The sequence below is a fragment of the Ramlibacter henchirensis genome (assembly GCF_004682015.1).
GTDB lineage: Bacteria > Pseudomonadota > Gammaproteobacteria > Burkholderiales > Burkholderiaceae_C > Ramlibacter > Ramlibacter henchirensis.
The window spans coordinates 112,448-125,071 of record NZ_SMLM01000001.1 but is presented as its reverse complement, the minus strand read 5'-3'; the positions used below and the strand labels follow the sequence as shown (position 1 = coordinate 125,071).

Sequence of the window (12,624 nt, the reverse complement as noted above, 5' to 3'; positions counted from 1 at the left end):
GAAGGAACCCATGCTCAAGCTCATCTTCCTCGGCCTGATGGGCACCGGCCTGCCGGTGGCCATCGCCATGGCCGGCTCGGCGCTGCTGTTCATCATGCTGTCGGACAGCACGCTGCCGCCCTTCGTCGTCATCCACCGCATGGTGAGCGGCATCGACAGCTTCCCGCTGCTCGCGGTGCCGTTCTTCATCCTGGCCGGCAACCTGATGAACAACGCGGGCATCACCAACCGCATCTACAACTACGCGCTCGCGCTCGTGGGCTGGCTCAAGGGCGGCCTCGGCCACGTCAACGTGGTGGGCTCCGTGGTGTTCGCCGGCATGAGCGGCACCGCCATCGCCGACGCCGCGGGCCTGGGCACGATCGAGATCAAGGCCATGAAGGACCATGGCTACGAGACCGAGTTCGCCGTGGGCGTGACCGCGGCGTCGGCCACGCTCGGGCCGATCATCCCGCCGTCGCTGCCCTTCGTCATCTACGGGATGATGGCCAACGTCAGCGTGGGCGCGCTGTTCCTGGCCGGCATCCTTCCCGGCGTGCTGATGGCGATCCTGATGATGCTGACGGTGGCCTGGTTCGCGCACCGCAACGGCTGGGGCGGCGACATCCGCTTCGAATGGCCGCGCGTGCTCAAGGCGTTGGCCGAGACGCTGGTGGTGATCGCCTGGCCCACCGCGCTCTGGCTGCTGGTCGCCAAGGCCGGCCTGCCGCCCCAGGCCACCGTGGTCGCGGGCATCGTCGTGCTGTTCGCGATGGACCGCATCTTCCGCTTCCAGGCCGTGCTGCCGATCATGACGCCCGTGCTGCTGATCGGCGGCATGACGACCGGGCTGTTCACGCCCACCGAAGGCGCCATCGCCGCCTGCATCTGGGCCATGGCGCTGGGCTTCGCCTGGTACGGCACGCTGTCGTGGAAGATGTTCGTCAAGGTCTGCCTCGATACCGTCGAGACGACGTCCACGGTCCTCTTCATCGTCGCCGCCGCCAGCATCTTCGGCTGGATGCTCACGGCCACCGGCGTGACGGCCGCCATCTCGCAGTGGGTGCTGGGCTTCACGCGCGATCCCTGGGTGTTCCTGCTGCTGGCCAACCTGCTGATGCTGTTCGTGGGCTGCTTCCTGGAGCCCACGGCGGCCATCACCATCCTCGTTCCGATCCTGGTGCCGATCTGCCAGCAGCTGGGTATCGACCTGGTCCACTTCGGGCTGGTGATGGTGCTGAACCTGATGATCGGGCTGCTGCACCCGCCCATGGGGATGGTGCTGTTCGTGCTGGCGCGCGTCGCGCGGCTGTCGGTGGAGCGCACGACCATGGCCATACTGCCGTGGCTGGTGCCGCTGCTAGGCTCGCTCGTGGTCATCACCTACTTCCCCAAGCTGGTGCTGTGGCTGCCCAAGATGTTCTATTGATCCCATGACTCCCTTCATCCGACTCCATCCGCAGGACGACGTCCTGATCGCCCGCGCGCAACTCGTGGGCGGCACCAGCGTCGAGAACGTGCAGGTCAAGGGCCTGATCCCGCCCGGCCACAAGGTGGCGATGCGCGACATCTCGCCCGGCGAGCCGGTGCGCCGCTACAACCAGATCATCGGGTTCGCAAGCAAACCCATCGCAGCAGGCGAGCACGTGCACACGCACAACATTGCCATGGGCGATTTCGAACGCGACTACGCCTTCGGAGCCGACGTGAAGCCGGAACCGGCGCGCAGGCAGGCGACGTTCATGGGCATCCGGCGTGCCGACGGCCGGGTGGCCACGCGCAACTACATCGGCGTGTTGTCCAGCGTCAACTGCTCGGCCACCGCGGCGCGCGCCATCGCAGACCATTTCTCGCGGCAGACGAACCCGGGCGCGCTGGCCGACTTTCCCAACATCGATGGCGTGGTCGCCCTGACCCACGGCACCGGCTGCGGCATGGACACGCAGGGCCTGGGCATGCAGATCCTCGAGCGCACGCTGGCCGGTTATGCGACGCACGCCAACTTCTGGGGCGTGATCGTGGTCGGCCTGGGTTGCGAGGCCAACCAGATCAACGCGTGGCTCGCACACAGCAGCCTGCGCGAGGGCGAGTCGCTGCGCGTGTTCAACATCCAGGACACGGGCGGCACTCGCAAGACGGTCGAGAAGGGCATCGCGCTGGTCAAGGAGATGCTGCCCCAGGCCAACCGCGTCAAGCGCGAGCCTTGCGGCGCCGAGCACATCACCATCGGCTTGCAATGCGGCGGCTCCGACGGCTATTCGGGCATCAGCGCCAACCCGGCGCTCGGCGCGGCAGTGGACCTGCTGGTCGCGCACGGCGGCACGGCCATCCTCTCGGAGACGCCGGAGATCTACGGCGCCGAGCACCTGCTGACGCGCCGCGCGGTACGGCGCGAGGTGGGCGAGAAGCTGATCTCGCGCATCCGCTGGTGGGAGCAGTACACCCGCGTCAACGAGGGCGAGATGAACAACAACCCCTCGCCCGGCAACAAGGCGGGCGGGCTGACCACCATCCTGGAGAAGTCGCTGGGCGCGGTCGCCAAGGGCGGCACCACCAACCTGCAGGCGGTGTACGAATACGCAGAGCCGGTGACGGCGCACGGCTTCGTCTACATGGACACGCCGGGCTACGACCCGGTCAGCGCCACCGGCCAGGTCGCGGGCGGCGCCAACATGATCTGCTTCACCACCGGGCGCGGCTCGGCCTACGGCTGCGCGCCCTCGCCTTCGCTCAAGCTGGCCACCAACACGGCGCTGTGGCAGCGCCAGGAGGAGGACATGGACATCAACTGCGGCGAGATCATCGACGGCGCCTCGTCCATCCAGGCGATGGGCGAACGCATCTTCCGGCTGGTGCTGGCCACCGCGTCCGGCGAGGCGACCAAGAGCGAGAAGCACGGCTACGGGCAGAACGAGTTCGTGCCGTGGCAGGTCGGGGCGGTGATGTAGCCATGGCCGTCACCCTGCAATCCAACGAACTCGAAGCGCGCGTCGCTTCCATCCTGCAGGCAGCGGGCAGCTCGGCGCAGGAAGCGCGCCAGGTCGCGGCCAACCTGGTGCTCGCCAACCTCAGTGGCCACGACTCGCACGGCGTCGGCATGGTGCCGCGCTACGTCGACGCGGTGCTCGAAGGCGGGCTCAAGCCCAATACCTCGGTGACGACCACGCTGGACGGCGGCGCGCTGCTCACGCTGGACGGCGGCCAGGGCTACGGCCAGGTCGTCGGCGTGCAAGCGATGGAACTGGCGATGGAACGCGCGCGACAGCACGGCACCTGCGTCATGGCGCTGGCCCGCTCGCACCACCTCGGGCGCATCGGGCACTTTGCCGAGATGGCGGTGGCGCGCGGCCTGGTGTCGATCCACTTCGTCAACGTGCTCTCGCGGCCCATCGTGGCGCCCTGGGGCGGCGGCGACGGACGCTTCGGGACCAACCCCTGCTGCATCGGCATTCCGCTCGCCGGCGCGCAGCCCTTCGTGTTGGACTTCGCCACCAGCCGGGTGGCGCAAGGCAAGATGCGCGTGGCGCACAACGAGCGCCGGCGCGCCGATCCCGGCCTGCTGATCGACGAGTCCGGCCATCCGACCACGGATCCCGGCGTCGTCGTGGTGCAGCAGCCCAAGGGCGGCTTCGGCGCGCTGCTGCCTTTCGGCGAGCACAAGGGCTACGGCCTCGCGCTGGCCTGCGAGCTGCTCGGCGGTGCGCTCACCGGCAGCGGCACTTGGCATCGCGCGCCGGACTCCGCGCGCTCGGTCTACAACGGAATGCTCGCCGTGGTCATCGATCCGGCGAAGCTCGGCACTGCGGCGGCGTTCGAGCAGGAAGCTGCAGCCTTCATGGAGTGGCTGCGCCGCAGCCCGCCGGCGCCCGGCAGCGAAGGTGTGCTGATCGCCGGCGAGCCGGAACGCGCCGCCCGTGAGGCTCGGCGCCGCGACGGAATCGTGATCGACGGCGCGACCTGGGGCGAGATCCTGGCCGCCGGCGAGAAGGTCGGCGTGCGCGACTGACCGCGGCCTCAGGCCACCGGCAGCTGCGGCAACGCCCGCACCACGCCTTCGGCGACCGGGAAGATGCGGTCGCCCGCTCCGGGATCGATCCGGTGCATCCCGGTGAAGCTGCCGAAGGCCGGCAGCACGCCCACCGCCCTTTCCGGCAGCGCTCCGCTGTCGTCTCCCAGCCAGAAGCACGGAAGCCGCAGCCGTTCGAACGCGCGGCCGCTGACGCTGATGCAGGGATGCCAGTGGCCCGCCAGCACGTAGGCGCCGGGCACGGGTTCGGGGTGGTGGCAGAAGGCGAACGGGCCCGCTGCGAACGGCTCGTCCACGACCCGGATCAGCAAGGAGGCCGGCGGATCGCCGGCACGAGCGTCGTGGTTGCCGCGCACCAGCGTCAGGCGCACGCCGGCATGGCGCTCGCGCCAACCGTGCAGCGCATCGAGCGTCTCGCGCGCGTGCGAGCGGGCCGAATGCAGGAAGTCGCCGAGGAACACCACTTCGCGCGCGCCGGCCTGCTCGATCGCGTCGGTGAGCGCACCGAGGGTTTCAAGAGTCGTGTCCTCCGGCACCGGAACGCCGAGCTTGCGGAAGCTCACCGCCTTGCCGAAGTGCGCATCGGCGACCAGCAGCGTGTGGCGGGACGACAGGAACAAGGCGCCGCTCGGATGCAGGACCGCATCCTCGCCCGCCAATCGGATTCTCAGCACCTCACAACATCAGGGCGAGGCTGGCCTCCAGGTGCTCCGAGGGGCTGCGGCGGAAGCCGGATCGCGCGAATCGCTGCAGCCGGCCGACCACGAAGGCAGTGAGCATGGAGGCTCGCACCTGGGCATCGACCGTCGGCGTAGCCGAGCCGTCGTCGGCGCCACGCAGGCACTGCTTGAGGGTGGATTCGATCTTGTCGAAGAACTGGTTCATCCGCTGCTGCAGGCGGTCGTTCTCGAACACCAGCGCGTCACCCACCATCACCCGTGTCATCCCCGGGTTCTTCTCGGCGAACTGCACCAGCATCGTGACGATGCGGGCGGCCTGGCGGGCGCCGTCGCCCTGCCCGTTGGCGGCGCCCTCGCGTTCCTGGATCTGGTTGACCAGGGTGAAGACGCTCTGCTCGATGAACTCGATCAGGCCCTCGAACATCTGCGCCTTGCTGGCGAAATGACGGTACAGCGCCGCTTCGCTGACCTCGAGCTTTCCCGCCAGGGCGGCGGTGGTGATGCGCTCGGCGCCGGGCTGCTCGAGCATCATGGCCAGCGCTTCCAGGATCTGGACACGCCTCTCGCCGGGCTTGGGCCGCTTGCGCGCGGGCGCCGCGGCGTCGGCGGCGGCGTCGGCTCCGGCGGGAGTGGCGGGCGTGCTCAGGTCGGCTTCAGGCATGGCTTGGCAATGGATGGGTTGCGGGCCATTCTCGCACACGGCCGCTTGGGGCCCCCACAGGCCTCGGCACCGCAACAAGCGGCTTGCGGGCCAAGTGCGCACTTACAACATCAGATTGCGAGAGGCAGCGCGACCCGCAGGCCGCGGCCGCCGGCGCCCGTGTGCAGTTCGAGTTGCGTGCGGTGCACACGCGCGATCTCCTGCGCGATCGCCAGGCCCAGGCCGTTGCCCTCGCCGGCCGTCCCTTGCACGCGATAGAAGCGCTCCAGCACCCGGCCCCGCTCGGCTTCGGGCACGCCGGGACCGTCGTCCTCGACTTCGAGGAAAGCGTGGCCGTCGCGCGTTCCGCATCGCAAGGTGACGGTGCCGCCCTCGGGCGTGTACTTCACGGCGTTGTCGACCAGGTTGCCCAGCAGTTCGCGCAGCAGCCACTCGTGACCCTTCACCTCGACCGGCTCCGCGTCCAGGCCGAGGTCGATGCGGCGGGCGGTGGCCGCGTCCAGGTGGACCTGGAGCTGGTCCTCGCACAGCGCCTTGAGATCGATCCGCTCGCGCGGCTGCGCCTCCATCGTGCGGGCATCGGCTCGCGAAAGCGCCAGCAGCTGGTGGGCCAGTTGCGACGTCCGCCGGGTCGCGCCACGCAATTTGTCGACCTGGTCGGCCTTGAGCTCCAGCCGGCCCTGCCGGCCGGCGCCGTGCGCCAGCTGCGCCCAGGCTTCGACCTGCGCCTGCAGCCCGGCCAGTGGCGTGCGCAACTGGTGTGCGGCGTCGGCGACGAAGCGGCGCTGGCTCTCGGCCTGCGCGTTCACCAGCCCGAACAGGCGGTTGAGCGATTGGACGAGAGGCCGCACCTCCTCGGGCGAGCCGGTCTCGTCCAGCGCGCTCAGGTCGCGCGGCGACCGGCGCTCCACCGCGTCCTTCAGTTCGAGCAGCGGCTTGAGCGCGCGCTCGACGGCCCAGCCGACGGCGAAGGCGGCCGCCGCGATCAGCACCAGGTTGGGCAGCAGCACCTTGAACAGGACGGAGCGGGCCCACTGCTGGCGCGGATCGGAGCCGTCGGCCACCGCGACGACCACCGGCCCGATCACCGTCTGCTGGCGCTGGCGCGCGATGCGCCAGGTGGTGCCGCCGTTCTCCTCACTGTGGAACTCCAGCAGGTCGTCGGGCGGCGGCAGGCCCGCGAGCCACTCTTCGCCGAGCAGCAGCTTGCCGTCCGGATCGGTGAGCGCGAAGGCGCGGCTGCCGACGAAGAACTCCGCCGCGGCAGGCGGCATCAGCACCAGCGGCGGATCGGTCTTGCGCACGCCCTCGCCGATCACCGAGTCGGCCAGCAGCGGCACGACGGATGCGAGCCGCTTGTCCTGCTGCAGCGCGACGTTGTCTGCCGAGCGGTAATCGAACCAGGCATTGAGCAGCGCCAGGCCGACCAGCGGGACCAGCAGCATCACCAGCAGGCGGCGCCGCAGGCCCGAAAGCATGCGCTCGCCGGCGGCGGCCCGGCGCGCCGCAGAGCCTTCGCGGAAGTACATCACGACGCGGCCGCGTCCTGCTGCAGTTCCAGCCGATAGCCGAAGCCGCGGATCGAGCGCAGCGCGACGCCGTGCGGCTCCAGCTTGCCGCGCAGGCGCGAGATGTAGACCTCCACCGCATTGGGCGTGATCTCCTTGTCCCAGCCGGTCAGGGCCTGAAGCAACTTCTCCTTGCTCGCGGGCTTGGGCGCGTGGATCAGCAGGTACTCCATGACCGTCCACTCGCGCGGGCCCAGCTCCAGCGTCACCTTCTGCGAGCCGCGTTGCGCGCTGGCGCGGCGGTTGGCCGTGTCCAGCTCGATCGGCCCGAAGCTGAGCACGGCGCTGGTCGCGGCCTGCGAGCGCCGCAGCAGCGCGCGAAGGCGCGCCAGCAGTTCGGGCAGCTCGAAAGGCTTGATCATGTAGTCGTCCGCGCCGAGGTCGAGGCCCTGCACCCGGTCCTGCAGCGCGTCGCGCGCGGTCAGGATCAGCGCCGGCAGCTTCTGGCTGGCCATCTCGGGCCTGCGGAGGCGCCGCGTGAGCTCCAGGCCGTCCATGTGCGGCAGGCCGATGTCGATGATGGCGGCGTCGAAGACTTCGGTGCGCAGCACTTCCTCCGCCCGCTCGCCGCTGCCGACCCAGTCGACCGCGTAGCCGGCATCGGCGAGGCCCAGCTTGATGCCGCTGGCCACCATCACATCGTCTTCGACGAGGAGCAGGCGCATGGAACTTCCGGCGCAAGCCCCGCTATTTGGACCGGATCATCGTCCCGTACGCCTGCTCGGTCAGGATCTCCAGCAGCATCGAATGCGGCACGCGGCCGTCGATGATGTGGACCGAGTTCACGCCGCTGCGGGCGGCTTCGAGGGCGCCGCTGATCTTGGGCAGCATGCCGCCGGAGATGGTGCCGTCGGCGAACAGGTTGTCGATCTCGCGCGCGGTCAGGTCCGTGAGCAGCTTGCCCAACTTGTCCAGCACGCCCGGCGTGTTGGTCAGCAGCACCAGCTTCTCGGCTTTCAGCACCGTGGCCAGCTTGCTGGCCACCACGTCGGCGTTGATGTTGTAGCTCTCGTTCTCGTCGCCGAATCCGATCGGGCTGACGACGGGGATGAAGTGGTCCTCCAGCAGCGCGCGCACAACGCCGGGATCGATCTCCACGATGTCGCCGACCTGGCCCACGTCGTGTTCCTTCGACGGGTCCTTGTTGTCGACCATCTTCAATTTGCGCGCGCGGATCAGGCCGCCGTCGCGGCCGGTCAGGCCCACGGCGCGGCCGCCCGCCTTGTGGATGAAGCCGACGATGTCCTGCTGCACCTCTCCGGCGAGCACCCACTCGACGACTTCCATCGTCTCGGCATCGGTGACGCGCATGCCCTGGACGAACTCGCCCTTCTTGCCCAGGCGGTTGAGGGCCTGCTCGATCTGCGGCCCGCCGCCGTGCACCACCACGGGGTTCATGCCCACCAGCTTGAGCAGCACGATGTCCTCGGCGAAGTCCGCCTGCAGTTCCGGGTCGGTCATCGCGTTGCCGCCGTACTTGATCACCATGGTCTTGCCATGGAACTTGCGGATGTAGGGCAGTGCCTGGGCGAGGATCTCGGCCTTGTCGCGCGCGGCGATGTGGGAGGTGTCGGTCATGGCGGCAGCGGATGGGGACCGCAAATTGTAGAAGGACCCTCGCCGGCCTCAGCCGCTGCGCAGGCCGTGGTCCACGGTGGGATAGCGCAGCCGCAGCCGCAGTTCGCGCTTGAGCCGCGTGTTGTCCAGGCGGCGCGACTCGCCCATGAAGCTCAGCACGGCGATCGGGAGCGCCCCTTGCGCCTGCTCGCGCGCGACGCGAGGCGGCCGCGCCAGCCCATACACGTCGGCCGCCAGGTCGAACCAGTCGCCCATCTTCATTTCGGTGTCGTCGACCGTGTTCACCACCCGTTGCGGGCGGCCGCGCCAGAGCGCGGCCACCACCGCGCGCGCCAGGTCGTCGGCGTGGATGTGGTTGGTGTAGACGTCGTCCTGCGGCCGCAGCACGGGCGTGCGTTTGAGCAGGCGTTCGCGCGGCGTGCCGCCTTCGCGGTCGGGCGCGTAGATGCCGGGGATGCGCAGGATGCTGGCGCGCACCGCCGCCGAGCGGCCGAAGAAGCGCAGCGCCTGTTCGGCGTCGACGCGGCGCGAGGCGCGCGACGTACGCGGCGACACCATGCGGCACTCGGAAACTTTCTCGCCGCCGCAGTCGCCGTACACGCCGGTGGTGGAGCCGTAGACGATCGATGCCGGCGGCGTGCGCAGCCGCAATGCACGCAGCAAGGTCGTCGTGCGCGGGTCGGTCGCCACCCGGGCTTCACCCGGCGGCGGCGCGAGATGCACGAGGCGTGTGGCCAACCCCGCCAAGCGCGCGATCGAGTGACGGTCGTCGAGGTTGCCTTGCAACGGCAACAGGCCCCGCTGCCGCAGCACGGGCACGCGCTCCGGCGATGAGGTCAGCGCCAGCAGGCGAACACGGCCGTGGAGTTCGCGTGCAACCCGCAGGCCGACGTCGCCGCAGCCGACCACCAGCACCCGCTCGCGCCGGAAGCGGGTGGGCAGCGCGCCGAGGGGCATCTGGTTCGAGGGCAAAATACGGAGTTCGTCGTGTGAAGACCAGCTCCCGAGGATACCCAACCCATGACCACCGCCGAGGCCGCCGCAGGCCCCTTCCAGGTGACGGTGCAGCCCAGCGGGCGGACCTTCAGCACCAATGCCGATGAGGCCCTGCTCGCCGCGGCGATCCGCCAGGGCATCGGCCTGCCCTACGGCTGCAAGGACGGTGCTTGCGGCTCGTGCAAGTGCAGGAAGCTCGAGGGCCAGGTCGTGCACCGCATGCACCAGAGCAAGGCCCTGAGCGCCGAGGAGGAGGCCAACGGCTACATCCTCACCTGCAGCGCGACGCCGCTCACCGACGTGGTGCTCGAGTCGAGGCAGGTCACCGACGAATCGGCGTTCCCGGTCAAGAAGATGCCCTCGCGCGTGATCTCGCTGGAGAAGAAGTCTCACGACGTGATGGTCATCAGGCTGCAGCTGCCGGCCAACGACACGATGCGCTACCACGCGGGGCAGTACGTCGAGTTCATCCTGCGCGACGGCGCGCGCCGCAGCTACTCGATGGCCAACGCGCCGCACAACGGCCCCGGCCTGGAGCTGCATGTCCGGCACATGCCGGGCGGCAAGTTCACCGAACACGTGTTCGGCGCGATGAAGGAAAAGGAGATCCTGCGCGTGGAAGGCCCGTACGGCAGCTTCTTCCTGCGCGAGGACTCGGACAAGCCGATGATCCTGCTGGCTTCGGGCACCGGCTTCGCGCCGATCAAGGCGCTCATCGAGCACATGCAATACAAGGGCATCTCGCGCCCGGCCACGCTCTACTGGGGCGGGCGCCGCCCCGCGGACCTGTACATGGACGACTGGGTGCAGGCGCGCTGCGCGGAGATGGGCAACCTCAAGTACGTGCCCGTGATCTCCAATGCGCTGCCCGAGGACAACTGGACCGGCCGCACGGGCTTCGTGCACAAGGCCGTGATGGAGGACCTCCCGGACCTTTCAGGCCACCAGGTCTACGCCTGCGGCGCACCCATCGTGGTGGACTCGGCGCGCGACGAATACAGCGCCAACTGCAAGCTGCCGCCGGAGGAGTTCTACGCGGACGCGTTCACGACCGAGGCGGACAAGCACAAGGATGCGGGGACCTGAAAACGCGCGCGGCGTTTTGCAGGCGAACTATCTGACGATGAACGCCGGCTCGCTGCGCCGGGCGCCGCCTTCCAGGTCCATCATGCCGGTGGGCATTTCGGACACCGGACCATCCTTGGGCGCGGACAGCGTCTCGTGGATGCGATGCGCCACGTACCAGCTGGCGCGCAATCTCGCCTCCCTGGTCTGCGAACCAAGGCGAGGCGTGAGGAAGAGGTTGGTGCACTCGTGCAACGGCGAACCCTTGCTCGCGAAGCCGGCATCGGCCCCGTCGAGCAGCGCCGCTTCGATGCGGCCGTCGCCCAGGGCGCGGGCGAAAGCCTCGGGCTCGAACAGCTGCGAACGGCTGATGCCCACCCAGACCTGGCCGGGCTTGCAGTGCGCGAGCAGCTTCTCGTTGATGAAGTTGTGATAGCGGGACGCGTACATCACCTGCACGGTGACCGCGTCGGAATGCACCATCAGGTCCTGCAGGCCCACGGGCTGGATGTTCAGCCGCTGCCAGATGGGAGCGGTGTGGTGCACGGCCGGGTCGTAGCCGATCAGCTTGGCGCCCAGCGAATGCAGCATCAGCGCGAGCGTGTGCGCGGTGGGCGCGAGGCCCAGCACGCCGACCACGCTGCCATTGAGTTCGCGGCCGAGCCGGATCTCGGCATTTCGGTCCGCACTGAGTGCAGCGCCGATGCCGCGGCGGTAGAGCAGCAGCAGGCTGGCCAGCAGGTACTCGGCGTTGGAACGCACGTTGGCCGTGGTGGCCTGGATGACGCGCACGCCACGCTCGCGGCAGGCTTCGAGATCAGTGTTGTCGGTGCCGCCATGCATGCGCGCGATGGCTTTCAGGCGCGGCGCGAAGTCGAGGAATTCCTGCGTGACGACGACCTTGCGCGGCAGCACCACGGCCTCGGCCTTGTAGAGGGCCTTGCGCAGCGCGCTGGGATCGGCCGCGAGTTCGGGGCGGGATTCGAGGCCGTGGCGTTCCTGCAGCCAGGCAAGCGCTTCGGGGACCAGACGATCGACCAGTAAGATGTCCACTCGAATTGCGCCCTTGTCCGACAGAGTAATCAGCCGTTGAGAAAGCTCGACACGGCCTGCTCGTGAAACACTTCACGGACTCTAACCAAGATCGTCTTTCCAGTCGATGAAAAATGTCACGAGGATCAACAAGGCCGTTTTTCCTGTAGCCGGCCTCGGCACTCGATTCCTTCCGGCCACCAAGGCCATCCCCAAGGAAATGCTCCCGGTCGTCGACCGGCCCTTGATCCAGTACGCGGTCGAGGAGGCCTATGAGGCCGGCATCCGCCACATGGTGTTCGTCACCGGCCGCAGCAAGCGCGCGATCGAGGACCACTTCGACTCCTCGCCTGAACTCGAGATGGAACTCGAGGCAGGGAAGAAGAAAGAACTACTCGACGTCGTGCGTTCGTTGGCTCCACCCGACATGTCCTGCTCCTTCGTGCGCCAGGCGCGTGCGCTGGGTCTTGGCCACGCCGTGCTGTGCGCAGCGCCGATCGTGGGCGATGAGCCGTTCGCGGTGCTGCTGCCGGACGACCTGATGACCGGCCTCGAGGGCGGGCCTTCCGTGCTCGCGCAGATGGTCCAGCAGTTCGAGCGCACGCCGACGTGCATCCTCGCGGTGCAGGAAGTGCCGCGTGAGCACGTCAAGCGTTACGGCATCGTCGCGGGCGACACGGCCGGCGAGCGGCTCACCCGTGTGAAGCGCATGGTCGAGAAGCCCGATCCGGACAGCGCGCCTTCGCGCATGGGCATCGCGGGCCGCTATGTGCTGACGCCGGCCGTGTTCGACATGATCCGCACCAACCCGCGCGGCGCGGGCGGCGAGATCCAGCTGACCGATGGCATCGCTCGGCTGATGGAAACCGAAGGCGTCCACGCCTACCTGTACCAGGGCCGCCGCTACGACTGCGGCAGCAAGGACGGCTTCCTCGAAGCCACCGTGGATTTCGCGCTGAAGAACCCGCAGCTCGGGCCCGGCTTCCGCGAGTACCTCAAGGGGCTCAAGCTCTGACGAGCCTTTCGGGTCCCGAATGA

12 protein-coding genes are annotated in these 12,624 nt (G+C 68.9%); 5 read left to right on the top strand and 7 right to left on the bottom strand.

Annotated features, from left to right (window positions below; all coding sequences use genetic code 11):
• The first annotated feature begins 10 nt into the window (after nt 1–10).
• Genes EZ313_RS00600 through EZ313_RS00590 form a run of 3 tightly spaced genes read left to right on the top strand, consistent with a single transcriptional unit; the run spans nt 11 to nt 3,985 of the window.
• On the top strand, nt 11–1,408 hold the full coding sequence (locus EZ313_RS00600; RefSeq protein WP_135261294.1) for a TRAP transporter large permease: 1,398 nt from the start codon (nt 11–13) through the stop codon (nt 1,406–1,408).
• Nucleotides 1,409–1,412: 4 nt separating this feature from the next.
• Nucleotides 1,413–2,927: a UxaA family hydrolase gene (locus tag EZ313_RS00595; protein WP_135261293.1), complete on the top strand. Its 1,515-nt coding sequence runs from the start codon at nt 1,413–1,415 to the stop codon at nt 2,925–2,927.
• A gap of 2 nt (nt 2,928–2,929) precedes the next feature.
• Nucleotides 2,930–3,985, top strand: coding sequence for a malate/lactate/ureidoglycolate dehydrogenase (locus EZ313_RS00590; RefSeq protein WP_135261292.1), 1,056 nt, complete (start codon nt 2,930–2,932; stop codon nt 3,983–3,985).
• Between the two features lie 8 nt (nt 3,986–3,993).
• Here EZ313_RS00590 and pdeM read toward each other — a convergent pair whose 3' ends face one another.
• The 6 genes from pdeM to EZ313_RS00560 all read right to left on the bottom strand — a co-directional run bounded on the left by pdeM (nt 3,994) and on the right by EZ313_RS00560 (nt 9,465).
• On the bottom strand, nt 3,994–4,680 hold the full coding sequence (gene pdeM, locus EZ313_RS00585) for a ligase-associated DNA damage response endonuclease PdeM (protein WP_135261291.1): 687 nt from the start codon (nt 4,678–4,680) through the stop codon (nt 3,994–3,996).
• A gap of 1 nt (nt 4,681) precedes the next feature.
• Nucleotides 4,682–5,347 carry a nucleoid occlusion factor SlmA gene (gene slmA, locus EZ313_RS00580; RefSeq protein WP_135261290.1) on the bottom strand — a complete coding sequence of 222 codons (666 nt, stop codon included), beginning with the start codon at nt 5,345–5,347 and terminating at the stop codon, nt 4,682–4,684.
• A 110-nt stretch (nt 5,348–5,457) separates the two neighbouring features.
• Nucleotides 5,458–6,825 (bottom strand): ATP-binding protein, encoded by a 1,368-nt coding sequence (locus tag EZ313_RS00575; RefSeq protein WP_135263507.1) that lies wholly within the window; start codon nt 6,823–6,825, stop codon nt 5,458–5,460.
• 50 nt (nt 6,826–6,875) lie between these two features.
• The gene (locus EZ313_RS00570) at nt 6,876–7,580 is read right to left on the bottom strand and encodes a response regulator transcription factor (protein ID WP_135261289.1); all 705 of its coding nucleotides are present in this window, start codon (nt 7,578–7,580) and stop codon (nt 6,876–6,878) included.
• Nucleotides 7,581–7,602: 22 nt separating this feature from the next.
• The gene (argB, locus tag EZ313_RS00565) at nt 7,603–8,493 is read right to left on the bottom strand and encodes an acetylglutamate kinase (protein ID WP_135261288.1); all 891 of its coding nucleotides are present in this window, start codon (nt 8,491–8,493) and stop codon (nt 7,603–7,605) included.
• A gap of 48 nt (nt 8,494–8,541) precedes the next feature.
• Nucleotides 8,542–9,465, bottom strand: coding sequence for an NAD-dependent epimerase/dehydratase family protein (locus EZ313_RS00560; RefSeq protein ID WP_135261287.1), 924 nt, complete (start codon nt 9,463–9,465; stop codon nt 8,542–8,544).
• Between the two features lie 48 nt (nt 9,466–9,513).
• Here EZ313_RS00560 and EZ313_RS00555 point away from each other — a divergent pair, with 48 nt between their 5' ends.
• Nucleotides 9,514–10,575 carry a CDP-6-deoxy-delta-3,4-glucoseen reductase gene (locus EZ313_RS00555; protein WP_135261286.1) on the top strand — a complete coding sequence of 354 codons (1,062 nt, stop codon included), beginning with the start codon at nt 9,514–9,516 and terminating at the stop codon, nt 10,573–10,575.
• Nucleotides 10,576–10,602: 27 nt separating this feature from the next.
• Here EZ313_RS00555 and EZ313_RS00550 read toward each other — a convergent pair whose 3' ends face one another.
• Complete coding sequence (locus EZ313_RS00550) at nt 10,603–11,607, bottom strand: NAD(P)-dependent oxidoreductase (protein WP_135261285.1); 1,005 nt, start codon at nt 11,605–11,607, stop codon at nt 10,603–10,605.
• Between the two features lie 106 nt (nt 11,608–11,713).
• On the opposite strand from EZ313_RS00550, the gene galU reads away from it, so the two are divergent.
• Nucleotides 11,714–12,601, top strand: coding sequence for a UTP--glucose-1-phosphate uridylyltransferase GalU (gene galU / locus EZ313_RS00545; protein ID WP_135261284.1), 888 nt, complete (start codon nt 11,714–11,716; stop codon nt 12,599–12,601).
• The last annotated feature ends 23 nt before the right edge of the window (nt 12,602–12,624 follow it).

Excerpts from the sequence above, each read along its gene's own strand:
- galU (WP_135261284.1), top strand. The coding sequence starts at position 11,714 with ATGAAAAATGTCACGAGGATCAACAAGGCCGTTTTTCCTGTAGCCGGC.
- EZ313_RS00595 (WP_135261293.1), top strand. The coding sequence starts at position 1,413 with ATGACTCCCTTCATCCGACTCCATCCGCAGGACGACGTCCTGATCGCC.
- EZ313_RS00555 (WP_135261286.1), top strand. The coding sequence starts at position 9,514 with ATGACCACCGCCGAGGCCGCCGCAGGCCCCTTCCAGGTGACGGTGCAG.
- EZ313_RS00590 (WP_135261292.1), top strand. The coding sequence starts at position 2,930 with ATGGCCGTCACCCTGCAATCCAACGAACTCGAAGCGCGCGTCGCTTCC.
- argB (WP_135261288.1), bottom strand. The coding sequence starts at position 8,493 with ATGACCGACACCTCCCACATCGCCGCGCGCGACAAGGCCGAGATCCTC.
- slmA (WP_135261290.1), bottom strand. The coding sequence starts at position 5,347 with ATGCCTGAAGCCGACCTGAGCACGCCCGCCACTCCCGCCGGAGCCGAC.
- EZ313_RS00575 (WP_135263507.1), bottom strand. The coding sequence starts at position 6,825 with ATGCTTTCGGGCCTGCGGCGCCGCCTGCTGGTGATGCTGCTGGTCCCG.
- EZ313_RS00600 (WP_135261294.1), top strand. The coding sequence starts at position 11 with ATGCTCAAGCTCATCTTCCTCGGCCTGATGGGCACCGGCCTGCCGGTG.
- EZ313_RS00570 (WP_135261289.1), bottom strand. The coding sequence starts at position 7,580 with ATGCGCCTGCTCCTCGTCGAAGACGATGTGATGGTGGCCAGCGGCATC.